The sequence below is a fragment of the Mycobacterium sp. IDUB_39 genome (assembly GCF_055419205.1).
The window spans coordinates 477,863-501,054 of sequence record NZ_JBVAXF010000004.1; the positions used below are offsets into that span (position 1 = coordinate 477,863).

Sequence of the window (23,192 nt, forward strand, 5' to 3'; positions counted from 1 at the left end):
GGGCCTCGACTAGGACAGGGCCTCGACCGCGGCGCGCGCCACGGTGATGTCACCCGATCCGGTGCGCACGTGTACGGCCAGGGTTTCGTCGCCATCGGCAGGCCCGTCCGACGCTGCGAGCGCGTTTCGTATCTCGCCCGACCGGGTTCGCACATCGAGTTGTGCCGCAGTGCCTTCCGCGATCCCCAGCTCGACGTCGCCGCTGCCGGTCTGCACGGAGACACGGCCCTTGACGGCGGTGGCGACGGTGATGGCACCAGAGGCGGTCTGCATGTCGACGGCACCGTCGAGTCGCCCGACCGACAGCCTGCCACTGGCCGACTGGAACTTCACATCGCCGACGAGACCGCCGACCGACGTGTCACCGGACGCCGAAGCGATCGCTGCCGAACCCTTGATGGCCCGAACGGTCATGCGACCAGAGGCCGTGTCCGCCTTGAGCCTTCCGGTCACAGAATCCACGGCGAACGCACCGCTGGCCGATGCCAGTTTGCATTCGGAGTACTCGCCCTCGGCGTGCACCTCGGCGGATACCGTCGACGCCCGTAGCCGAGAGCCCGAGGGCAATGCGATGTCGATGGTCACCGCTCCGCCGCGGCCCAGCGATATGAACTTTCTGCCGGCCGTGACAGTCAGGGTGCCGTTGTGGAAGTCGACGCGCGCCTGCTCGGCGGCCTTGATATCGGAGGCACGCGAGGGGTCGCGGGGTCGGATCTCGACATCGGTGTCATCGCGATCGGTCGCGATCAGCCGGACAGAGCCGGCAACCACCTCGAGTATCGCGGTGATGGGGTCGGGGGTCGGAAAAGTGGGCATCGGCTGTCCTCGTCGTTTCGTAGGGATGGGTGAGAGTTCTCAGCGGACCCAGCCGCTGAAGTGCTTGTCGCCACCGGGGCGCTGTCGCTGCCGGCGATTGCCACTCAGTGCGGTGGTGACGGCACGAACCAGCCAGGCGTTCACCGATACCCCGGCGTCCTGAGCTGAGGCGTCGACTCCGGCCCGAAGGTTCTCGGGTAGGCGCAGTGTCACCCGCCAGGTGCCGCCGTCAGCGTCTGTTTCCGGGGCTGGGAACGCAGCATCGTCGAGCATGTCGTCCACCCCGGGCGTCACGGTGAATTCCGGGTCGCGACCGCGTAACCGCACGTCGACCGATCGGGGGGCCAGGTCGCGGGTGATCTCCTCGGCTGCCGCGGACAGCGCTTCGAGCAGCGCCAGCCGGATGGCCGACTCCAGCGGAGCGGTAAGGCGATCGGCCAGAGCGACGGCGTCATCGCCGCCGGCCGCCGCGGCGACACTCAGCTCGTGCCGCACGCTGTCGACGAACGGTTGCAGTTCCATGACATCACTATGACACCACAATGGTGTCATGGCAACCGTCAAAGTGACGCACCCGCGTCGGGACGCGGTCAAGCTGCGATGCCGAACTGCGATACTGTAATCTTTACCGTTGGTGGTGCGGTGACGCGCTTCCGAACGCCCGGACCGAGGGAGCGCAGTGAGCGAAGCCATCGAGGCGCCGTCGGCGTCGAGCGTCGAGTTGGGCCATCTGGCCGCGCAGGCCGCCGAGAAGCGCATGCTGATCGACGGTGAACTGGTCGCTGCGGCGTCCGGCGCGGAATTCGACAATCTCTCCCCGGCAACGGGTCTGGTGCTCGGAGCGACGTCCGCCGCAGGCGCCGAGGATATGTCGAGAGCCATCGGATCCGCGCGACGGGCGTTCGACGAGACGGACTGGTCGACCAACGGCGCACTACGTCAGCGGTGCCTGCAGCAGCTGCAGACGGCGCTGGAGTCCGAGCGCGACGAGCTGCGCGCGGAGCTGATCGCCGAGGTCGGATGCCCTGACGTGACGATCGCCACCGCACAGCTGGACTGGCCGCTGGCCGACTCGCTGCGGTACCCCTCCCGTCTGATCGACGAATTCGATTGGGAGCGCACACTCGACGGCGGCGGTCTGTTCGGTGATCGCAACGTCCGCACCGTCGTTCAGGAACCCGTCGGCGTCGTGGGTGCCATCACGCCGTCCAACTTCCCGATCGAGGTCATCCTCAACAAGCTGGGGCCAGCTCTGGCGACGGGCAACACCGTCGTGCTCAAGCCCGACCCGCACACACCGTGGAACGCCACCCGGTTGGGAAGGCTCATCGCCGAGCACACCGACATTCCCGCGGGCGTCGTGAGCGTCGTGCCGACGCCGGACAACGCGGTGGCCGAGCTGCTCGCCACCGACCCCCGCGTCGACATGATCTCGTTCACCGGATCGACCGCCGTCGGAAAGCTGTTGATCCGCCAGGGCGCCGAGACGATGAAGCGGACGTTCCTGGAACTGGGCGGTAAGTCGGCACTCATCGTCACCGAGGACGTCAACCCGGCCAAGATCATTCCGAGCGCCATCGGGGTGTGCGTGCACGCGGGACAGGCCTGTGCGCTCACCACCAGAATGCTGATCCACCGATCGCTGTTCGACGACGCGGTGGCCGGTGTGACGGCCGCCTTCGGGATGGTGCCCGTCGGCGATCCCGCGTCGCCGCAGACCCTTGTCGGTCCCGTGATCAGCGCGCGGCAGAAGGAGCGGGTGCTGGACGCGTGCGAGCGTGCTCGCCGCAGCGGTGCCGAGATCACCGTCGGCGGTGGCTCATACGATGATCTGCCCGCTGAGTTGGCAGGTGGCTTCTTCGTCCAGCCCACGGTGGTGGTGGGCGTCGACAACTCCGCTGCCATCGCGCAGGAGGAGATCTTCGGTCCGGTGCTGGTGATGCTGCCGTTCGACGATGACGACGACGCCGTGCGGATCGCCAACGACAGCGCGTTCGGCCTGGCCGGTGCCGTGCTGTCGGGGTCGGTGGAGCGCGGAATGGCGATCGCCCGGCGGATTCGGACAGGATCCATCGGCGTCAACGGCGGGATGTTCTACGGCGCCGACGCACCGTTCGGCGGGTACAAGAGCTCCGGCATGGGCCGGCAGTGCGGTATCGAGGGTTTCCAGCAGTACCTGGAGACCAAGACCATTGGCTGCCGGATGCCCCGGCCCAACTGATGAGAGGACAGCGGATGGGCAAGCTGGACAACAAGATCGCGGTCGTGTCCGGAGCGGCGCGGGGGCAGGGTCGCTCGCATGCGGTCAACCTGGCGGCCGAGGGCGCCAGCATCATCGCGCTCGACATCTGCGCTGACCTCGAGGGCAACACCTACCCACTGTCGCGTCCAGAGGACCTCGACGAGACCGCGCGCATGGTCGAGAAGGAAGCGGTCCGGTGCCACACCGCGATCGTGGATGTCCGGGAGCGTGGTGCGGTGTGGAAGGCGATCGCCGACGGCGTCGCCGAACTCGGTGGACTCGACGTTGTGGTGGCCAATGCCGGGATCTGCGCGATGGGCAAGAATCAGACGATCCAGTCGTGGTCGGACACCATCGACACCGACCTGGTCGGCGTCTTCAACGTGATCCAGGCCAGCCTGCCCCACATCAGCGACGGTGGATCGATCATCGCGACGGGATCGCTTGCGGCCCAGTTGGGTAGCGCCACCAATCAGGGTCCGGGCGGATCGGCCTACAGCTTGGCCAAGCAGATTGTCGCGCGCTACGTCAACGACCTCTCGATCCAGTTGGCGAAGCGGATGATCCGCGTCAACGCGGTTCACCCGACCAACGTCAACACCGACATGCTGCAGAACGAGGGCATGTACAAGGTGTTCCGGCCGGATCTTGAGTCACCGACCCGTGAGGACGCCGAGGCGACCTTCTCGATGATGCAGGCGATGCCGGTGCCGTACATCGAGCCGCAGGACGTGTCCGAGGCGGTGGTGTTCCTCGCCAGCGACTCGTCGCGCTACATCACCGGAACGCAGCTGCGCATCGATGCAGGCGGGTACGTCAAGTCTGTCCCCTGGAAGGGGTAGTGGGGCCAGCAGGCGTGAGTGTCATCTGGCGCTGAAGGTCACCGGCAGCACGGTCGGTGACCGGAACGGCTGCCCGTGTATGTGCGGGTCGCCATCGTCGAGCAGGGTCAAATCACCGAGCCGTTCGAGGATGCACTCCAGCGCGACTCGTGTCTCCAGGCGCGCCAGATGCAGACCGAGGCAGGTGTGCTCGCCGGCCGCGAACGTGATGTGCGGTGTGCGCTTGCGGAAGATGTCGAACTGCTCGGGGTTCTCCCAACGCGCCTCGTCGCGGTTCGCCGAACCCATGCACACGTCGATCACGGAGTTCGCCGGTATCTCGACGCCCTCGAGTTCGGTGTCCTCGGTTGAGAAACGCTGCACGGTGGTCAGCGGGGTCTCGAAGCGCAGCCCCTCCTCGATGGCGGGGGCGATGAGCTCGTGATCGTCGCGCACCGCCTCGAACTGCTCGCGGTGAGTCAGCAGAAGGTAGATCAGGTTGCCCGACGATCGGTAGGTGGTCTCCAGCCCGGCGGGCAGCAGCAGGCGCAGGAACGAGTAGATGGCCTCGTCGGTCAGTCGCTCACCGTCGATCTCAGCGGTGACGAGATCGCCGATGATGTCCTCGGTGGGGTGAGATTTGCGCTTGTCCATCTGGTTGAGGAAGTAATCCTTCAGCGCCGCTGACGATTCGAACGCCTGCTTGTACTTGACGGTGTAGCTGATCAGGTCGACCGCCCACTGCCGGAACATCGGCAGATCGTCCTCGGGTAGCCCGAGGAGCTTCGCGATGACCCGGGTCGGGAACTCGAAGGTGAAGTCCTTCACCAGATCTGCCTCGCCGCTACCGATGAACTCATCGATCAGGTCGTTGACGATCGGCCGGACGATCTCGGGCTCCCACCGCACCAGCGACCTGGACTTGAACGCCGCAGACACCAGGTTGCGGTGCTCGCGATGCGTGGTGCCGCCCATCGCCAGAATGGTGGGTCCGATGAACAGGCCGATCGTGGCGTCATACATCGCCGAGTTGAACACCTTGCCGTCGCGGAACACCACGTTGACGGAATCGAAGGACATCGCCGCGTAGTTCTGCTTGGGACGCATGCTCTCGGGCAGTTTGGAGTAGTCCATGACCGAGCCGCGGAAGACGCCCGACTCGTTGCGCTTGGTGGCGAAGAAGGGGTACGGGTTGCGGATCCGCTCGGCCCGTTCCTCGGCCGACCATGGGACGTCTACCTGGGTTTCCACGGTGCCCTTTCCGCTGCTGAACAACGTCGACAGCACTGCTACATGTTCCTACTGTATGGATTACAGTATCGTATCTGTCGGGCCTACCGAAGACCGACTGTGAAGGTGGCATGGCAGATGAGCACAGCGGAACGACCACTCGACACCGTCCCCGTCGGCCATGGCGCGTTGACAGCAGTCCTGGATCGCCAACGCAAGGCGTTCGTCGGAGACGGCCCCGCAAGCCTGGCCACTCGGCTCAATCGCATCGATCGGCTGTTGGCCATGGTGCTCGACAACACCGACGCCTTCGTCGATGCGATGGCGGCCGACTTCGGCACCCGATCCCGAGCGGCGTCGCTGTTCACCGAAGTCGTCGGCATGATCCCCGTGATCGAGCACACCCGAGCCAACGTTGCCAAGTGGATGCGACCGACCACGATGATGCGTGCGGGCCGGCTGTTCGGATTGCGCGCCGAGGTCGAGGTGGCGCCGCTGGGTGTCGTCGGCATCATCGGCCCGTGGAACTTCCCGCTGAACCTCGTCGTGCTGCCCGCATCGGCCGCGTTCGCCGCGGGCAACCGCGTGATGATCAAGATGTCCGAGGTGACCCCTCGCACGGCCGAGCTGATGCGAATCACCGCGCCGAAGTACTTCGACGCCCTTGAACTCGACGTGACGACCGGCGGCCCGGACGTGGCGGCGGCGTTCTCGACACTGCCCTTCGATCACCTGTTCTTCACCGGTTCACCGTCGGTCGGCGCACTGGTGCAGAGGGCCGCCGCGCAGAACCTGGTCCCGGTGACACTGGAACTCGGCGGAAAGAACCCCGTGGTGGTCGCCCCCGGCGCCGATGTCACCCGGTCGGCGACCCGAATCGCTCAGGCCCGCATGGTCAACGGTGGTCAGGTGTGCGTGTGCCCCGACTACGTGTTCGTGCCCGATGACCGCGTGGAGTCGTTCGTCGACGTCGCCGTGGCGACCTGGCGCGGCATGTTTCCCGCGATCATCAGCAACGCCGACTATTGCTCATCGGTGAATGAGGCCAACTTCGACCGCGTTGTCGGTCTGATCGACGACGCCCGTGCCAATGGCGCCCGTGTCGACGTCATCGCACCGCCCGGCGAGGCGCTACCGGACCGCACGACCCGAAAGATCGCCCCCACCATTGTGCGGGGCATTGACGACACGATGAGGATCGCGGCAGAGGAGGTGTTCGGTCCTGTCCTGACCGTGCTGGGCTACTCGCACCTCACCGACGTCATCGACCACATCAACGGGCGGCCAGCACCGCTGGTCGCCTACTGGTACGGACCCGATGGCGACGACTTCCGTCACTTCGTCAGGAACACCCGGAGCGGTGGGGTGGCCCGCAACGACTTTGCCGCCCAGATGATTCCGTCGGCGGCACCATTCGGTGGCGTCGGCCGCAGCGGTATGGGCGCCTATCACGGCAAGGCGGGCTTTGACACGTTCAGCCACCAACGCACCGTGGTGGGAACCGACCTGCCGTTCAGCATGACGGGTTCTGCCGCACCACCGTTCAGCCGGCCAATGAGGGCCTACGCCGACCTGTCACTGCGGATGGCCCGGCGCCGGACCAACCGCCGCCTGCGGGCGAGTGGCGGCAACGCCTAGACCGCGCGACGCACCCGGGCCGCTGCAGCATCCGGCATCGGTTCGTAGCGGACGAAGGATCGGGTGAACGAACCCGCGCCGTGCGACAACGACCGCAGGTCGATGGCGTACCGGGCCAGCTCCACCTGGGGGATCTCGGCGCGCACCAGAGTGCGGTCCTCGTCGGCCTTATCGGTACCCACCACCCGCGCGCGACGGCTGGACAGATCGCTCATCACGGCCCCGACCAGATCGTCGGGGATCAGCACGATGATCTCGTCCACCGGCTCCAGCAGGTTGACCGTGGTGGCCGCGGCGGCTTCCCTCAACGCCAGCCCGCCGGCCATCTGAAAGGCGAAATCCGAGGAGTCCACACTGTGCGCCTTGCCGTCGTACAGGGTGACCCGGATGTCGACCACCGGATACCCGGCGTCGGCCCCCAGCCCCCGTTCCATCTGCGCCCGGATCCCCTTCTCGACGCTTCCGATGAACTGCCGCGGCACCGCGCCGCCCACCACCTTGTCGACGAACTCGAAACCACTGCCCTCGGGCAGCGGCTCCACCTCGATATCGCACACCGCGTACTGGCCGTGCCCGCCGGACTGTTTGACATGACGCCCGTGGCCTTTGGCCTTGCCGCCGAAGGTTTCCCGCAGCGGCGTCCGCAGTTCGACGGTGTCCACCGATGCCCCGTAGCGCCGCGTCAACGCGTCGAGCACCACCCCGGCGTGCGCCTCACCCATGCACCACAACACGATCTGGTGGGTTTCGGGGTTCTGCTCGATGCGCAGCGTCGGATCCTCGGCGGCCAGCCGTGCCAAGCCCACCGACAGCTTGTCCTCATCGGTCTTCGCCCGCGGTTGCACGGCAACCGGCAGCAGCGGGTCCGGCATCGTCCACGGCCGCAACAGCAGTGGGTCGGCCTTGTCGCTCAGCGTGTCCCCGGTTTCGGCCCGGCTGAGCCGCCCGATCGCACAGATGTCACCGGCCACCACCGCGGGCGCGGGACGCTGCTGCTTACCGAGCGGGAACGACAGCGTGCCGAGCCGTTCGTCTTCGTCGTGGTCGGCGTGGGTGCGTCTCTCGGTGAAGGCAGAAAGATGGCCCGACACGTGCACGGTGGCGTCGGGCCTGATGGTGCCGGAGAACACCCGGACCAGACTGACCCTGCCGACATAGGGATCCGATGTCGTCTTCACCACCTCGGCCAGCAACGGCCCGTCCGGATCGCAGGGTAACGGCCGGCGTGGCGCACCCTGTGGAGTGAACACCTCGGGCAGCTGGTGTTCCGGGGGTGACGGGAAGCCGCGGGTGACGACCTCCAACAACTCCAGGGTGCCGATGCCGGTTCCGGCGCACACCGGGATCACCGGGAAGAACGAGCCGTGGGCCACCGCCTTCTCCAGATCCCCGATGAGCACCTCCTGGTCGATCTCCTCACCGCCGAGGTAGCGCTCCATCAGCGTCTCGTCCTCGGATTCCTCGATGATTCCCTCGATCAGGGTGCCGCGCAGCTCGGCGATCTCATCGGCGTAGTCCTCCGCGGGTGCATGTGTGCTGCGCTTGCCGTCGGCGTACTCGTAGTGGGTGCGCGTCAACAACCCGACCACCCCCTCCGCGGCCGGGAAGTACAGCGGTGCCACCTTGTCGCCGAACGCCTGCTGCGCGCCGGCCAACGCGTTGGTGTAGTTCGCCCGGGCGTGGTCGAGCTTGGTGATCACCACCGCACGCGGCATACCGATCTGGGCGCATTCCAGCCACAGCGCCTTGGTCGGTTCGTCCACGTTCTCGTTCGCAGCGATCACGAACATCGCGCAATCGGCGGCCCGCAGCCCGGCTCGCAGCTCGCCGATGAAATCGGCATAGCCGGGCGTGTCGATCAGGTTCACCTTGATCCCGTTGTGCTCCAACGGAGCCAGCGCCAGGCTCACCGAGCGCTGCTGGGCGATCTCGGCATCGTCGAAGTCGCACACCGTGGAACCCTCGGTCACCGAGCCCATTCGGGGCAGTACCCCGGCCGCCACCAACAGCGCCTCGACCAGAGTGGTTTTTCCCGCCCCGGACGGGCCCACCAGTGCCACGTTGCGGATGGCGTCCGGACTGTCCGCGGTCGGGACGCCGGCTGCTGAAGAACTCGTCCTTTCCGCCATGCATCCACCATTCCCCGATGTGACCTACGGCACAACCCCCGCCGGTCACGCTCGCGAGGACGCCCAGCGGATATGAGCCAGGGCAAACTCGCACACGTCGCGGCCCTGAGCTAGGCGCCGGCTTGCTCGCGGGCCCAGCGGTAGTCGGCCTTACCGGCTGGGCTGCGCTCGATGACGGGCCGGAACACTATGGCTTTGGGCAGCTTGTAGCGCGCCAACGACGTTGCCGCATGGGCGATCAGCTCGTCGGCCTCCACGGCGGCACCGTCTTCCAGCGCCACCACTGCCACGACCTCCTGACCCCAGCGCTCGCTCGGCCGTCCCGCGACCACGACGTCCGCCACTGCGGGATGGGCTGCGATGGCCGCCTCGACCTCCTCGGCGAAGATCTTCTCGCCGCCGGAGTTGATGGTCACCGAGTCCCGACCCAGAAGTTCGATGACCTCGACCTCCAGGTGGCGTGCACGGTCGCCGGGCACCGCATAGCGCACACCGTCGACGACCGGGAATGTCGCCTCGGTCTTCTTCGCGTCACCCTTGTAACCCATTGGCACGTAACCACGTTGGCCCAGCCAGCCGATCCCGTCGTGCCCGGGCGCCAGCACGGTGCCCAAGTCCTCGGAGACGACAACGGTGTCGGGGCCCGGCTTGAACTGACCGGTCGACACCGCACCCGGCGCCGACATGTGGGTGAGCTGGGCGCCGGTCTCCGAGGAGCCGACTCCGTCGATCACCACCATCCCGGGCTTGGCGTCGATCAGCCGTTGCTTGGTGGTCGGCGTCAGCAGCGCGCCGCCGTTGGCGACCGCCGCAAGCGGGGTGGTGCCCACCTTCTCGATGGCCGCGGCAAGGGGCCGGGCCATCGCGTCGCCGACCACGGTCGCGACCATGACCTGCTCGCGTTCGATGGTCGCGACCACTTCGTCGGCGTCGAGGTGGTCGACGACAGAGGCGAACACCACCGACTGGCCGGTGGTGAGCGCCGTCATGACACCCCACTGCGCGGCGCCGTGGATCAGCGGCGGGAGGATCATCATCTTGGTGCCTGGCCCGGCCGCCGCCCGTTCGGCGAGAGCCGGATACGACTCGATCACGCTGCCGTCGAACAGATTCCGGCCGCCGAAGGACGTCACGAAGATGTCGTGCTGGCGCCACAGCACACCCTTGGGCATCCCGGTGGTGCCGCCGGTGTAGAGCACGTAGAGGTCGTCGGGGGACGGTTCCACCGGCGGTGGTTCGGCGGTGCTGGACGCCAGCGCCACCTCGTAATCCACCGCACCCTCGAGTAGATCGTTGCCGGAGTCGTCGGCGATCTGGATCAGCACCTTCAACAGCGGAAGGTCGGGCAGGATCTCGGCCACCCGGGGCGCGAACGCGGCGTGATAGACGAGTGCCGTCGTCCCGGCATCGGCCAGGAGGTACTGCAGCTCACTCTTGACGTAGCGGTAGTTGACGTTGAATGGCGCGACGCGTGCCCGGAACGAACCGAGCAGCGTCTCGACGAACTCGTTGCCGTTGTAGGCGTAGATCCCCAACAGATCCTGTCCCACCTCGTGACCGGCCAGGCTGGATCGGGGGGTGTGGCAGCCCAGGCCCCGGGAGTGCAGATACGACGCCAGTCGATTGGAGCGCTCGACGACGTCGGCGTAGGTGTACCGGCGGTCGCCCTGGATGAGGAGGACGCGATCGGGGATCGCGGCGGCGACGGCGTCGAGCGCGGCGGGAACGGTGAATTGCATGTGCTACTCCAAATCGGGGGCGCTACTCCAAGTCAGGGCTGATGGGGGAGGAGTTTGATCATGAGCCCGGTGGCCTCGCTCAAGACCGTGCCCTCGGGATCTGTCATTGTCGCGGTGATGAACGCCTTGCGTCCGTCGATGCGCTCGATGTGCCCGCGGCTGATCAGCGGCACGTCAATGGGGGTGACCGCACGGTACTCGACGTGAAGGTAGGCGGTCCGGCTGATGGGTCGGCCGGCCGCGGACACGATCATGCCGAAGTGCCAGTCATAGAACAGTGGGATGACTCCACCGTGGACGGCCATGTTGCCGCCGACGTGGTAGCGGGTGAAGCGCCCCTCCATGGTGACGCCGCCCTCGTCCGAGGAGCGAATGGTCCACGGCGGCATCAGCGGTGACCCCAGTCCGGGCAGCTCGATGGCCCGGCCCGCGGGGGCCCTTTCGTCGGGCACCACATGGGGGTCGAGCTGGTCGCAGATGCGCTCGATCTGCTCGGTGGTGGTGGCCCACACCTCGCTCGGCGGGTGGATCGCCACCGCAAGGTCCTGCAACCGGCGTACCGCGGCGGTGAAGCGCTCCAATTCCGCTGGCGCCCTGATGGGTTTGAGTTCGGGGAAACCGCGGGTCTCCGCTGTTGGGTCGCTCGTCATCGGGGCTGCCACGTGGCGATGAGTTCCTCGGTGGTGGTCACCGTGGCCAGCAGCGAGAGACTGTTGTCGATCATCGCAGCACCGTACTCGGCGGGATAACCGGCGACGCCGTCGCGGGGGAGCACCACGCGGTAGCCACGGTTGACCGCGTCCATGACGAGGTTGGGGATCGCGATGTTCAGTGACACGCCGACCGCCACGATCGTCGTCACTCCGAGGTTGCGCAGGACGGAGTCGAGGTCGGTGCCACCCATCGGCCCCACTCCGTGCCAGCGGGTCAGCAGCAGATCGCTTGGCTGGGGCCCGAGTTCGGGGAGGAGTGTCGCGCCCTCGCTGCCGGGAGTGATGTCTATTCCCCTCCCGGACGCCTTCCCCGCGCCGGCGAATATCCGGGCGTTGTGGTTGGAGCCGCGTCCGTCGGGTCTGCGCTGGACAAGGCAGTGCACCACCGCCACACCGGCTTCGCGCGCGGCAGGCAGGAGCGCGACGATGTTCGGCAAGGCCTCGCGCCGGGCCTCGGCGGCCAGAACTGCCAGTCCCGCATTGGCACCCATGACCGCACCCTGGCACTCCTGGGTGACGACCGCGGTGTGCCCAGGTGCCACCAGGTCGGCGAGATCGGGTTTCACGCCGGAATGTCGCCGGGCGGGGTGGCGGGAATGTCGTAGAACTGGGTCGCCCACTTGCGCATCGCCATATATGGCTTGGCGTCGACCTTGGACAGCGATGGGCGCTCGATGTACTTCTGGTAGCGCCAGATGTCGCAGTCCTCCCACACCGTCTTGAGGTATTGCTTTTCCACCTTCGCGCGCACGTGGTCCGGCGGGATGTCGGAGGTCTCGCCGGCAACCTTGGGCCACCAGATGGAATAGAACATGTCCGACACCTCGTCGTCGACCGGGGTGCAGGCGAATATCAGGCGGTGGTTCGACGAGCCCTCGAAGGCGCTCATGGCGAATCCCAGTCCGGAGAAGTGGCTGTGGATGCGCAGGGCCATCTTGTTCGGGTCGTCGCTGCGAGCGTCGGGCCAACCGGTGAGGAATCGCCACTCCTCATCGACGTGCTCCCACTCCAGGCACACCGGAGTCACCGTCGCGCCGTGGACGTAGCGAAAGTGGCTGCTGTCGGGTCCGTTCTCGGCGACGATCTGCGGGTGCACCGGAATCGCGTTCGCCCGGCTGGAGAACTCCGGGTAGGGCCGGTAGTAGGCATCGGGATCGGTGTCGAACTGGGGGAACTTGTGAAAGATGTCCGGGAGCTCCCAGCGCGGCGGCTCACCGTTGGGCTGGTACCACATGAAGATGCACCCGTACTGCTCCTTGACCGGGTAGGAACGCAGTCTCAGGCCCCGGTTGGGTTTGTCGGGCTGGTAGGGGATGTAGCGGTTGGTGCCATCAGGTCCCCAGCGCCAGCCGTGGAACGGGCACTCCACGCAGTCGCCGACGACCTTGCCGCCGTGCCCGATATGCGCGCCGAGGTGCTTGCAGTGCGCCTCGAGTACGTGCAGCGTGCCATCCTCGTCGCGGTAGCCGGCCAGATCCTCGCCGAAGTACTTGAGCGCCTTGACGTCGCCGACCTCGAACTCCGCCGACCAGCCGATCATGAACCAGCCGGTCACCTTCCAGGTGAACGGGACCTTCACGGGTCCCCCTTCCTCGTCGACATGGAACTAACGGAATACATTACAGTAGAGGCTTCGGCAACTGGCTGAAACTCTGGGACGGAGCAATGGATGACCAGCGTGAACGCGGCCGACGAACAAGTGGCACCGCAGCGGGCCCTCGTGATGGGGGCCAGCGGCTTCGTCGGCAGTCATGTCACCCGTCGCCTCGCCGAACGCGGCGATGACGTCCGGGTGTTGCTGCGTCAGACCAGTTCGACCATCGGCATCGACGATCTGAACGTGACGCGGCACTACGGCGATATCGATGACGTGGACGCTGTGCGCGCGGCCATGGCTGATCGTGACGTCGTGTACTACTGCGTCGTCGACACCCGCGCGTGGCTGCGCGACCCGGCACCCCTGTTCGCGACCAATGTCGAGGCGCTGCGCGGCGTGCTCGACATCGCGTGCGAGGCCGGCCTGAGCAAATTCGTGTTCACCGGCACCATCGGGACGATCGCAGTCGGTGCGGGCGTCACCGAGGAGACGCCGTTCAACTGGGCGGGAAAGGGCGGTCCGTACATCGAATCTCGGCGTCAGGCCGAGGATCTCGTCCTGCGCTACGCCCGCGAACGCGGTCTGCCCGCGGTGGCCATGTGCGTGTCCAACACCTACGGTCCGCGGGACTGGCAGCCCACACCGCACGGGGCGATGGTCAAGGCCGCGGCTCGCGGCAAGATGCCCGGTTACGTCCGCGGCGTGGCGGCCGAGGTGGTCGGCATCGAGGATGCCGCCGAGGCGCTGCTGCTGGCCGCGGACAAGGGCCGTGACGGCGAACGCTACATCGTCTCCGAGAGCTACCTGCCGATGCGCACTCTGTTCGAGACCGCCGCGGACGAGACCGGGGTCAAGCCACCGCGGTTCGGCATTCCCATTGCGCTGTTGTATGCGGCGGGGCTGGCCGGAACCCTGGTGGGCAGAGTGCTGCGACGGGACTCGCCGCTCACGTTGACGTCGGTGCGCCTGCTGCATCTGACGTCGTCCCTGGACCACGGCAAGGCTACCCGCGAACTCGGGTGGCAGCCCAGTCCGACCACCGATGCGGTCAGGCGTGCGGCCCAGTTCTTCACTACCAAGTTCTTCACCACCAAGTCCCTCACTACCAAGCTCTCCCCGGAGCGGCACCAGTCGTGACGGCGACGAGGGTCGCCACGGCGAGCGGCACGGTCCAGGGATTCGCCCGCGACCGTGTGGTCCGGTGGCGGTCCATCCCGTACGCGCGACCACCCGTGGGCGCGTTGCGTTTCCGGGCGCCCGAGCCGCCGCAGCCGTGGCGTGGCGTGCGGTTCTGCGAGGAGTTCGGCAACTGCGCGCCGCAGGATCCCCGGTACACGTACGTGGGACGCAGTGGCCGTCAGTCCATGGGCGAGGACTGTCTGACTCTCAATGTCACCAAGTCAGCTGAACCGCATGACGAGCCGCTGCCGGTGATGTTCTTCATCCATGGCGGCGGTTACATGTTCGGCAGCTCGGCCACCTCGGTGTACGACGGTGCGTCCATCGCCCGGCGCGGTGCGGTCTTCGTGTCGGCGAACTACCGGCTGGGAGCGCTGGGGTGTCTCGACCTGTCGTCGTTGTCGACGGCGGAGTACCCGCTGCAGGCGAACCTGTTCCTTCGCGACCTGGTGATGGCGCTGCGGTGGGTACGCGACAACATCGCGGAGTTCGGTGGTGATCCCGACAATGTCACGATTTTCGGCGAGAGCGCGGGGGCGCATGCCGTGGCCACCCTGTTGGCCGTCCCCGCCGCCGCCGGGCTGTTTCACCAGGCGATCTCGGAGAGCCCGCCGGGTGGACTGATCCACACACCCGAGGCGTCGGCCGACGTGGCGCGCAGGCTGGTTGCCGGTCTCGGTGCCGACCCCGCCGATGGGGCGCGGGCGGTGATGACAGCGCGACCGTCGCAGCTCGTCCGCACCCTCGAACGGATCATGACCGACACTATTCGGGCGACTCCCGACTCGTTCGGCATAGGGGCGACCGCGGGCGGTGACTACCTGCCGCACAGCCACGTCGAGGCGATGGCGCGCGGGCTCGGTCACCGGGTACCGCTGATCATTGGCAGCAATGCCACCGAGGCGACTCTGTTCGCCCGGTTCATGGACTATCTGCCGACCAACGAGCCCGTCATTGAACGCTTCCTGGCGAGCGCGGAACCCGCTGAGGCTCAGCAGCTGAGGGACGCCTACCCGGGCTATCCGAGTCGGCCCGCCTGCCTGTCCTTCGGCAGCGATTTCACCTTCGGCGCCAGGGCGTGGGAACTGGCGGAGGCGCATAGCACCCATGCCCCGACGTATCACTACCGCTACGACTACGCACCGCGTCCGCTGCAGTGGTCGGGCTTCGGCGCGACACACGCCAGCGAGTTGCTCGCAGTGTTCGATGTCTATGACACCCGGATCGGCGGGCTGCTCACCCTCGCCGGTGACCGCGCGTCGGCGCGGCGGGTCAGCCGTGACGTGCAGCGTCGGTGGCGGTCATTCAGCCAGACCGGGGTGCCCGGTGACAACTGGCCGCGCTACACGACTCAAGCCGGTCGCGCGACGATGATCTTCGATCGGCGCTCGCGTGTGGAGTCCGATCCGGTCGCCACCCGGCGCGAGGCATGGGCGGCACTCAGTGCGGTGCCCCGTAATCGGAAATGATCCGAGCGTGGGCGTAGTCCAGTTCGCGTGCGAGGTCGTAGTTCGCGAATTGCACGATCCAGTGGAACGCGATACCGAATGCCGCTGCGCTGATGTCGTTCACGGCCCGCTCAACGTCGATATCGGGTCGCACGGATCCGTCGACGATGCCGTTTCGCAGACCAACCTCAACGGCCTCGACGCCGCGATCGAACCAGGTTTGAAGCAGGGTCCGCACAGGCGAGGTGGTCTTGACCGCTTCGAACGTCATCACGAACATCGCCCGCAGGAAGTCGCGGTCCTGGGCGTACATCTCCTGAATCCGCCCGAAGTGCGCCACCGCGTTCTCCATACCGGTGGCACCGGGCTGGGCGGCGGGGAGGAGCCGTTGCACGTCCCCGTGCTCGAAGAACGCTTCCAGGATGGCGTCCTTGCTGCCGTACCGCGCGTGCACCATCGCCCGGCTGTAGCCCGCGCGTCGACCGATCTCGGCTGCCGTGGTTGCCTCCCAGCCCTTTTCGGCAATGAGTTCGGCGGCCGCCTCGACGAGCCGTCGGTTTGATGTCTCGACGCGCTGCGGTTGAGTCAGCCCGCGGGTGGGGGAGGGCACCCTTGCATATTAGACGATCGACAACTAACTTAATTGCGCAGTGTCAAATAGCTCGACGGGTCACATTGCTCGAAGGGGAGCCCCGATGTCCGTAGCCACCGTGCCATCCGGCATCGAGGACGTGACGGCGCAGTGGCTCGGTGAGGTGCTCGGCGCGCCGGTCAGTGAGGTTCGGGCAGAACAGATCGCGCTCGACACGGGGTTCTCGTCGCGGCTGTACCGGGTGCACCTGACCGGGGGCAGTGTTCCGGACGGTGGCCTTCCGGACAGTGTCATCGTGAAGCTGCCCGCGGACTCCGACGCCCGCGGCGCCATGGAGATGATGGGTGGCTACACCCGCGAGGTGGCCTTCTACAGCGAGGTGGCGGGCCGGGTGCCCACAGGGACGCCGGCGGTGCTCGCCGCGCGGACGGCACAGAACGGTCTGGACTTCGTCATCGTCCTGGAGGATCTGGGCGACTGGGACAACGTCGACCACCTCGCCGGGCTTACGCTGGATCAGACTCGGCTGATCATCGCGGAGCTGGCGAGTCTGCACGCCTGGTCGGTTGAGCCGGCGAATGCTGTTTTCGGGCAGCTCTTCCCGAGTCTCGACACCCCGATGATGCGCGATGTGCTGCCCGCGGTGTTCGGCCAGGGCTGGCAGGTCTACCGCGATCGGTCCGGTGCCGACATCCCGGTCTCGGTCGCCCGCCACGCCGAGCGATTCGCACAACGGGCAGCACCTGCGCTGAGCGCGCTGACTGAGCGAGACATGCTGGTACACGGTGACATCCGAGCCGATAACGTGTTCTTCTCCGGAGATCGCTGCAAGATCGTCGACTATCAGATGACGGCACGTGGGGTGGGCGCCATCGACATCGGCTACCTGGTGAGCCAGGGACTGGCGACGTCGGTCAGGTCGGGTCGCGACGAGGAGTTGGTCAGGCACTACCTGGACGGCATCACGTCACGTGGCGTGCGGGACTACGGGTTCGACGCGGCCTGGCGACACTACCGGTTCGCCGTCGCGTACATGATGGTGCTGCCTGTCGTGGCTTTGGTGGGCTGGGACATGCTCCCAGAGCGCTCGCGTCGGCTGTGCCTGACGCTCACCGATCGGGCCGCGGCCACCTTCGACGAGATCGGAGCAACGGAGGTGTTCGATGACTAGCACGGTGCGGACCGCGCGCGAGGTGGTGGAGGCCTACAACCTCGTGGTCTGGAATCAGCGCGACTTCGCGCTGGCCGAGGAGTTGATGGGCGACACGGTGACTCGGCACGACGTCGGTGAGGCGACGGTGCTCACGCACGAGCAGGCCGTCGCGCGCATCGTGGACCACTGGGCAATGTTCTCCACGATTCGATTCGATCTGAACCTCGTCGTCGCCGGTGACGACGGCGAGCACGTGGCGATCGTCTATCAGTCGCCGATGGCGCTGAAGGATGGCACGGAGACCACCGTCGGCAGCATGGAGATCTTCCGTGTCGTCGAGGGGCGTATCGCCGAAGTCTGGAATTGTGGCTACAAGCAAGGGGTTTGGCAGTGACTGAACGCGTGTTGGATGAACTCGGCTATTACCTGTTGGCCGGAGCTGGCGGCGAGGGCCCGGCGGGGCTAATGGATGAGGCCAGGCGCGGCGAGGAGCTGGGCTTCGGCACGGCGTTCATCTCCGAGCGGTGGAACGTCAAGGAGGCGTCATCGCTCACCGGAGCGGCGTGCGCGGTGACCAATCGAATGCAGATCGCCACCGCCGCAACCAATCACAACACCCGACACCCGCTCATCACAGGGTCGTACGCCACCACGATGCACCGGTTGTCGAAGGGGCGTTTCACCCTCGGAATAGGCCGCGGGGTGGCGGCCATGTACGGAGCCTTCGGCGTACCGCCGGTAACCACCGCCCAGATGGAGGACTTCGCGCAGGTGATGCGCAAGCTCTGGCACGGGGAGCTGATCTTCAATCACGACGGGCCGATCGGTAAGTACCAGTTGCTGTTTCTCGACCCGGACTTCAACGAGGACATCCGGCTGGCGATCGTGGCCTTCGGTCCGCAGACCCTGGCGCTTGGCGGCCGCGAGTTCGACGATGTCATCCTGCACACGTACTTCACTCCAGAGACGCTGAAACGTGCCGTGAAGACCGTGAAGGATGCCGCCGAGCAGGCCGGCCGCAACCCCGACGATGTCAAGGTGTGGTCGTGTTTCGCCACCGTCGGTGACCATCTGCCCGAGGAGCTGCGGCTGAAGAAGACCGTCGCACGGCTGGCCACCTACCTGCAGGGCTACGGCGATCTGCTGGTCAACACGAACGGGTGGGATCCGGAAGTCCTGCAGCGCTTCCGGGATGACAAAGTGGTGCAGTCGATTGGAGGCGGCATCGATCACAAGGCCAGCGCCGAACAGATCGAGCACATCGCCACCCTCATTCCCGACGAGTGGCTCGAACCGTCGGCCACGGGGTCCGCGCAGCAGTGCGTGGACCGCATCCGCAAGGAGTTCGACTACGGGGCGGACGCGCTGATCATGCACGGCGCCACCCCCGACGAACTCGAGCCCATCGTGTCGGCGTACCGCGCGACCGTCGACTGAGCCGCCAGTACGGTGGCGGCGCTCAGCCGATGCCGACTCCGATGCCGCCGACCCCAATGGAGACGTCACCACCCTCGTCTGGATGATTCGGGCACCTGACGTCCACGTACACGGTGTCACCGACCTCGGGTGGCGCACCCGAGTGATCGGGGTTGTTGACACCGACCACGGTGCACTGCGACAGGGGTTGGGTGTTGAATCCATTGAGCCAGTTGATCTGAACGCTGTAGCCCTGTGCCTCTAGATCGGCAATCTCTGCATCCGCGCCGGCACCAGACGCGATCGGCGCACCGATCATCGCCACTGCGGTGGCGCCTGCCACGAACGACAGTGCTGCCACGAACGACCGAGGGCAACCTGGCATGCCTTCACGATCCTCCACCCGGCGTCACGGTGCAACGGTGTGGTCGAGGGCGCTATAGTCGCCCTTATCGAAAGGCCAACGGGAGGCCCTTCAGGAAGGGGTGCCATGACCCTCATGGAACCAGGGCAGGCAGGAGCGATCGTGTTCGATCCCTTCTCGGCCGACTTCTACAGAGACCCGCACGCGATCTATCCGAGGCTGCGTCGGGAAGCGCCGGTGTACTACAGCGAGGAGTACGACTTCTACGCGCTGAGCCGGCATGCCGATGTCGCCGCGGGTTTGCGGGACTTCGAGACGTACTCGTCGGCGTACGGGGTCGATCTCGGCATGGTGCGCCGTGGTGAGAAGGTGCCGGTGAAGATGATCATCTCCATCGATCCGCCCGAGCACCGGGTGATGCGCAGTCTGGTCAACAAGGTGTTCACCCCACGCGCCATCGGGGCGCTCACCGACATGATCACCGCGACGATCGAGCAGTTCCTCGGTGCTGCGGGCAATGGCGGGGGGAACGTGGAATTCGATGTGGTGGAGGACTTCTCGGTGTTCTTTCCTGTCGACGTCATCACCCAGATGCTCGGCGTCCCACCCGAGTACCGGCAGCAGGTCCGACTGTGGATCGACGAGTCACTGCACCGGGAGCCGGGCCAGATCGACATGTCCGCCGCAGGCATCGACGCCATGGCGCAGATGTGGGTGATGTACTACGAGCTCATCCAGAAGCGTCGGGCCGACCCGCAGGACGACATGATCAGCCAGCTGATCGCGGCCGAGGTTGACCGTGAGGACGGTGCCCGCACGCAGCTGAAGGATTCCGAGATCGCCGGATTCGCCACGCTTCTCGGCGGCGCGGGCGCGGAGACTGTCACGAAGCTGGTCGGCGGCGCCGCCGTCACCTTCGCGCAGCATCCCGGTCAGTGGCAGGCGCTGCTCGCCGACCGCAGTAAGGTTCCCGTCGCCATCGAGGAACTGCTTCGCTACGACGCCCCCGTGCAGTACAACGTGCGCCGCTCGGTCACCGATGTCACCCTGCACGGCACCACCATTCCGGCGGGCGCCCCTGTGTTCCTGCTGGGTGCGTCGGCCAATCGCGATCCTGACGCGTGGACCGACCCGGACGTCTTCGACATTGACCGCGACCGCAGCGAGGCGCAGAACGTGGCCTTCGGCTACGGCATTCACAGCTGCCTCGGTGCGGCGCTGGCGCGGTTGGAGAGCACCATTGCCCTGGAGAAGATGCTCGAGTTCATGCCTCGCTACGAGGTCGACTGGGAGGGGTGTGAACGCGTCAGCATGCAGAACGTCGCCGGGTGGTCCCGTGTCCCGGTGCGGGTCTTGCGCTGAATCCGCAATCGTGTTGCGCCCGGCGCAATTTCTGGCGTCAGGGCAGGATGACCGTCCGACTCACTGGCTCGGCGGCGACCTGCCGGCTGAACAGACCGCGCTGCAGGCCGGCCAGCAGGGCATCGCGGGTTTCGCGTGGATCGATCAGCTCGTCGAACCCGAGGTTCTCGGCGGAGCGGTAGGACGCCTGGAGTTCGGCATCGCGCAGCTTGGCGCTCAGATCCTCCTCGGCGTTTGTGGCGCGGGTCAACGCGGCCGCACTCATGGCACCCATCGTCGCGCCGGGGTAGGCGTACGTCGCCACCTGCGAGTCGAAGCCCAGCAGCGACATCACCATCGAACCGAAACCGTAGGCCTTACGCAGCGTGACATGGAGCTTCAGAGTCGTCGCCGCGGTCTGCGCGGCGAACATCCTTGCGCCCGCCCGCAATACGCCGGTTCGCTCCGAACGGCTGCCCGGCATCATGCCCGGGTTGTCGGCAAGGAACACGATCGGCAGATGGAACGAGTCGGCCACCATGATGAAGTGCGCGGCCTTGTCGGCGGCGTCGGCGTCGATCGAACCGGCCATCACCTGCGGTTGATTGGCGACCACCGCCACCGGGTGCCCGCCGAGGTGGGCCAGCGCGCAGATGATGGCGCGTCCGTACTTGGGTTGCACCTCGAACCAGTTCGGGTCGTCGAAGACCACGTCAAGGACCTTGCGCATGTCGTACACGCGCTTGTTGTCGCGCGAGACGATGTCGAGCAGCTCGGGGGTCGGTCGCGGCGCCGTGGTCTCGTCGGCGGGCCGCGGGGTCGGGTACGACCATGCGCTCGGCGGGAAGTAGGACAGGTACCGCTTGATGTCGTCGATGACGTCCTCGTCGGAGTCGGCGAGGTTGTGGATCACCCCGCTCGGCAGAGCGACCGTGGGGCCACCGAGTTCCTCCTTGGTGATCTCCTCGCCGGTCGACTCGCGCACCACCGGCGGTCCGGCGGTGAAGATCGCGCCCGTGGCACTCATGATCCGGAAGTCGCACACCGGCGCGACGAGTGCGCCGTGTCCGGCCGACGGGCCGAGGACGGCACCGACTGTGGGCACCTTGCCGGAGCAGTTGGCTTGGGCCAGCAGGTCGGTGGGAGTGCGGCCGTAGTGGCCGCCGGTGGGACGAAAGCCTGCGCCCTCGAGCAGCATCACCAGCGGAATGCGGTCCCGCACAGCGAGTTCGGCGATTCGATACCGCTTGGCGTTGCCGCCGGGCCCGATGCTGCCCGCCAGTGTGGTGAAGTCCTCGGCGCCCACCATGATCGGGGAGCCGTTGATCGAGCCGGAGCCGACCACGATGCCGTCGGCGGCGATCTCACCGCCGACCAGGGAGCCGATCTCTCGGAACGAGCCCTTGTCCACCAGACGGTCGATCCGCGCGCGGGCATCGAGCTTGCCCTTGCCGTGATGCTTGGCGAGGCGGTCGGGCCCGCCCATCGCCAGGGTGCGCTGACGGCGCTGCTCGAGATCCTCGAGAGTCTCGTCCCAGTCCGGGGGCTTGCTCATGCTGTCCTCAATCTCGAACGTTCGTAACGCGGGGCTGAAGCCCAAAGTCGTTGACCATACTGAAGTGCTTACTGTAGCGTCTGCCGCATGGGTAGCGGTGACGAGGGGCGAGGCGCCGAAGGGCAAGCCGCCGCGATGACCGTTGTCGAGTGACACGGCTCCGCGACTGAAGGTCGACACGGGAATCCCCAGCGACCTCTCGCGGGTCCCCGCGGTCGCGAGTGCCATTGAACGGCAGGGCTACGACGGCTGCTGGACGGGTGAGATCAACCACGACCCCTTCCTTCCACTACTGCTCGCGGCGGAACACACGTCGCGCCTTGAGATCGGCACCAGCATCGCGGTGGCCTTCGCGCGTAGTCCGATGACGGTAGCCAACCTCGGGTGGGATCTGCAGGCGTACTCCCGAGGCCGGTTCAATCTTGGCCTCGGCTCGCAGGTGGCTGCGCACATCGAGCGACGATTCAGCATGCCGTGGAGTCGTCCGGTGCCGCGCATGCGCGAGTTCATCGCTGCGCTCCGGGCGATCTGGGGGTGCTGGCACGACGGAACCCGGCTCGCCTTCGAGGGCGACTTCTACAGCCACACGCTGATGACGCCGATGTTCACTCCCGAACCCATGCCGTACGGCACTCCGCGCGTGTTCGTCGCCGCTGTCGGGGAGGCGATGACGCAGATGTGCGGGGAGGTCGCCGACGGTCTGCTCGCGCACGCTTTCACCACCAAGCGCTACGCCGACGAGGTCACCACCCCCGCGCTGCTGGCCGGCCTGCAGCGCGCGGGACGCAGCCGCGAGGACATCGTGGTGTCGTGTCCGGTATTCGTCGTCACCGGCGAGGACGAGACCGCGATGGCGCAGGCGGCCGCTGGCGTCCGCAAGCAGATCGCCTTCTACGGGTCGACGCCTGCCTATCGCGGCGTGCTGGACCTGCACGGCTGGGGTGACCTGCACACCGAACTTCACCGCCTGTCCAGGCTGGGGCAGTGGGATGCCATGGGCGACCTCGTCGACGATGAGGTGCTGAGCACGTTCGCCGTGGTCGCGCCGCTGCCCGAGGTCGCCAAGGCACTGATCGTGCGCTGTACGGGGGCTATCGACCGGGTTATGCCCGCATTACCCGCAAGCCTGCCCGTGGATGCCGTCACCGCGGTCCTCGAGGACGTGCGCAGCGCGTCGAATGCGTTGGGGGATAGGACCAAGAATGGCTAGGAGTGTCAC

21 protein-coding genes are annotated in these 23,192 nt (G+C 66.7%); 10 read left to right on the forward strand and 11 right to left on the reverse strand.

Annotated features, from left to right (window positions below; genetic code table 11):
* Positions 1 to 9 precede the first annotated feature (9 nt).
* Both ACZY0X_RS17680 and ACZY0X_RS17685 read right to left on the reverse strand, forming a co-directional pair.
* Positions 10 to 816, reverse strand: coding sequence for a DUF4097 family beta strand repeat-containing protein (locus ACZY0X_RS17680; RefSeq protein ID WP_463772211.1), 807 nt, complete (start codon positions 814 to 816; stop codon positions 10 to 12).
* Between the two features lie 39 nt (positions 817 to 855).
* Entirely contained in the window at positions 856 to 1,338 is a 483-nt protein-coding gene (locus ACZY0X_RS17685; RefSeq protein WP_463772212.1) for a histidine kinase, read from the reverse strand.
* Between the two features lie 235 nt (positions 1,339 to 1,573).
* On the opposite strand from ACZY0X_RS17685, the gene ACZY0X_RS17690 reads away from it, so the two are divergent.
* The gene (locus ACZY0X_RS17690; RefSeq protein WP_463772480.1) at positions 1,574 to 3,037 is read left to right on the forward strand and encodes an aldehyde dehydrogenase family protein; all 1,464 of its coding nucleotides are present in this window, start codon (positions 1,574 to 1,576) and stop codon (positions 3,035 to 3,037) included.
* Between the two features lie 14 nt (positions 3,038 to 3,051).
* Positions 3,052 to 3,900 (forward strand): mycofactocin-coupled SDR family oxidoreductase, encoded by an 849-nt coding sequence (locus ACZY0X_RS17695; protein WP_463772214.1) that lies wholly within the window; start codon positions 3,052 to 3,054, stop codon positions 3,898 to 3,900.
* Between the two features lie 21 nt (positions 3,901 to 3,921).
* On the opposite strand, the gene ACZY0X_RS17700 is transcribed toward ACZY0X_RS17695, so the two are convergent.
* Complete coding sequence (locus ACZY0X_RS17700) at positions 3,922 to 5,130, reverse strand: cytochrome P450 (RefSeq protein WP_463772482.1); 1,209 nt, start codon at positions 5,128 to 5,130, stop codon at positions 3,922 to 3,924.
* Positions 5,131 to 5,247: 117 nt separating this feature from the next.
* Here ACZY0X_RS17700 and ACZY0X_RS17705 point away from each other — a divergent pair, with 117 nt between their 5' ends.
* On the forward strand, positions 5,248 to 6,747 hold the full coding sequence (locus ACZY0X_RS17705; RefSeq protein WP_463772215.1) for an aldehyde dehydrogenase family protein: 1,500 nt from the start codon (positions 5,248 to 5,250) through the stop codon (positions 6,745 to 6,747).
* Here ACZY0X_RS17705 and ACZY0X_RS17710 read toward each other — a convergent pair.
* From ACZY0X_RS17710 to ACZY0X_RS17730, 5 genes are all read right to left on the reverse strand, one after another.
* Positions 6,744 to 8,876 carry an elongation factor G-like protein EF-G2 gene (locus ACZY0X_RS17710; RefSeq protein WP_463772216.1) on the reverse strand — a complete coding sequence of 711 codons (2,133 nt, stop codon included), beginning with the start codon at positions 8,874 to 8,876 and terminating at the stop codon, positions 6,744 to 6,746. The two genes, ACZY0X_RS17705 and ACZY0X_RS17710, sit on opposite strands and share 4 nt — an antisense overlap.
* A gap of 110 nt (positions 8,877 to 8,986) precedes the next feature.
* Entirely contained in the window at positions 8,987 to 10,615 is a 1,629-nt protein-coding gene (locus tag ACZY0X_RS17715; protein WP_463772217.1) for an acyl-CoA synthetase, read from the reverse strand.
* A 32-nt stretch (positions 10,616 to 10,647) separates the two neighbouring features.
* On the reverse strand, positions 10,648 to 11,265 hold the full coding sequence (locus ACZY0X_RS17720; protein WP_463772219.1) for a PaaI family thioesterase: 618 nt from the start codon (positions 11,263 to 11,265) through the stop codon (positions 10,648 to 10,650).
* A complete protein-coding gene (locus ACZY0X_RS17725) occupies positions 11,262 to 11,894 on the reverse strand; it encodes a cysteine hydrolase family protein (RefSeq protein WP_463772220.1) in 633 nt (210 codons plus the stop codon). The genes ACZY0X_RS17720 and ACZY0X_RS17725 overlap by 4 nt, the downstream gene beginning before the upstream one ends.
* Entirely contained in the window at positions 11,891 to 12,907 is a 1,017-nt protein-coding gene (locus tag ACZY0X_RS17730; RefSeq protein ID WP_463772222.1) for an aromatic ring-hydroxylating oxygenase subunit alpha, read from the reverse strand. Before ACZY0X_RS17730 ends, ACZY0X_RS17725 begins: the two co-directional genes overlap by 4 nt.
* 90 nt (positions 12,908 to 12,997) lie before the next feature.
* On the opposite strand from ACZY0X_RS17730, the gene ACZY0X_RS17735 reads away from it, so the two are divergent.
* Together ACZY0X_RS17735 and ACZY0X_RS17740 are read left to right on the forward strand one after the other, a co-directional pair.
* Entirely contained in the window at positions 12,998 to 14,062 is a 1,065-nt protein-coding gene (locus tag ACZY0X_RS17735) for an NAD-dependent epimerase/dehydratase family protein (RefSeq protein ID WP_463772223.1), read from the forward strand.
* Positions 14,059 to 15,573 (forward strand): carboxylesterase/lipase family protein, encoded by a 1,515-nt coding sequence (locus tag ACZY0X_RS17740; protein WP_463772224.1) that lies wholly within the window; start codon positions 14,059 to 14,061, stop codon positions 15,571 to 15,573. The genes ACZY0X_RS17735 and ACZY0X_RS17740 overlap by 4 nt, the downstream gene beginning before the upstream one ends.
* On the opposite strand, the gene ACZY0X_RS17745 is transcribed toward ACZY0X_RS17740, so the two are convergent.
* Positions 15,545 to 16,162: a TetR/AcrR family transcriptional regulator gene (locus ACZY0X_RS17745; RefSeq protein WP_463772226.1), complete on the reverse strand. Its 618-nt coding sequence runs from the start codon at positions 16,160 to 16,162 to the stop codon at positions 15,545 to 15,547. The two genes, ACZY0X_RS17740 and ACZY0X_RS17745, sit on opposite strands and share 29 nt — an antisense overlap.
* An 85-nt stretch (positions 16,163 to 16,247) precedes the next feature.
* On the opposite strand from ACZY0X_RS17745, the gene ACZY0X_RS17750 reads away from it, so the two are divergent.
* From ACZY0X_RS17750 to ACZY0X_RS17760, 3 genes are read left to right on the forward strand one after another with little or no spacing between them, the layout of a single operon-like run.
* Positions 16,248 to 17,315 (forward strand): phosphotransferase, encoded by a 1,068-nt coding sequence (locus ACZY0X_RS17750; RefSeq protein ID WP_463772227.1) that lies wholly within the window; start codon positions 16,248 to 16,250, stop codon positions 17,313 to 17,315.
* On the forward strand, positions 17,308 to 17,691 hold the full coding sequence (locus ACZY0X_RS17755; RefSeq protein ID WP_463772228.1) for a nuclear transport factor 2 family protein: 384 nt from the start codon (positions 17,308 to 17,310) through the stop codon (positions 17,689 to 17,691). The genes ACZY0X_RS17750 and ACZY0X_RS17755 overlap by 8 nt, the downstream gene beginning before the upstream one ends.
* Positions 17,688 to 18,734, forward strand: coding sequence for a TIGR03857 family LLM class F420-dependent oxidoreductase (locus ACZY0X_RS17760; RefSeq protein WP_463772230.1), 1,047 nt, complete (start codon positions 17,688 to 17,690; stop codon positions 18,732 to 18,734). Before ACZY0X_RS17755 ends, ACZY0X_RS17760 begins: the two co-directional genes overlap by 4 nt.
* Before the next feature lie 22 nt (positions 18,735 to 18,756).
* Here the strand turns inward: ACZY0X_RS17760 and ACZY0X_RS17765 are convergent, their stop codons facing one another.
* Positions 18,757 to 19,074 carry a hypothetical protein gene (locus tag ACZY0X_RS17765; RefSeq protein WP_463772231.1) on the reverse strand — a complete coding sequence of 106 codons (318 nt, stop codon included), beginning with the start codon at positions 19,072 to 19,074 and terminating at the stop codon, positions 18,757 to 18,759.
* Between the two features lie 129 nt (positions 19,075 to 19,203).
* Between ACZY0X_RS17765 and ACZY0X_RS17770 the strand changes: the two genes are divergently transcribed.
* On the forward strand, positions 19,204 to 20,439 hold the full coding sequence (locus ACZY0X_RS17770) for a cytochrome P450 (RefSeq protein WP_463772233.1): 1,236 nt from the start codon (positions 19,204 to 19,206) through the stop codon (positions 20,437 to 20,439).
* 37 nt (positions 20,440 to 20,476) lie between these two features.
* Here ACZY0X_RS17770 and ACZY0X_RS17775 read toward each other — a convergent pair whose 3' ends face one another.
* Positions 20,477 to 21,973: an acyl-CoA carboxylase subunit beta gene (locus ACZY0X_RS17775; protein ID WP_463772235.1), complete on the reverse strand. Its 1,497-nt coding sequence runs from the start codon at positions 21,971 to 21,973 to the stop codon at positions 20,477 to 20,479.
* 142 nt (positions 21,974 to 22,115) lie between these two features.
* On the opposite strand from ACZY0X_RS17775, the gene ACZY0X_RS17780 reads away from it, so the two are divergent.
* Entirely contained in the window at positions 22,116 to 23,183 is a 1,068-nt protein-coding gene (locus ACZY0X_RS17780; RefSeq protein WP_463772237.1) for an LLM class F420-dependent oxidoreductase, read from the forward strand.
* Positions 23,184 to 23,192: the final 9 nt, after the last annotated feature.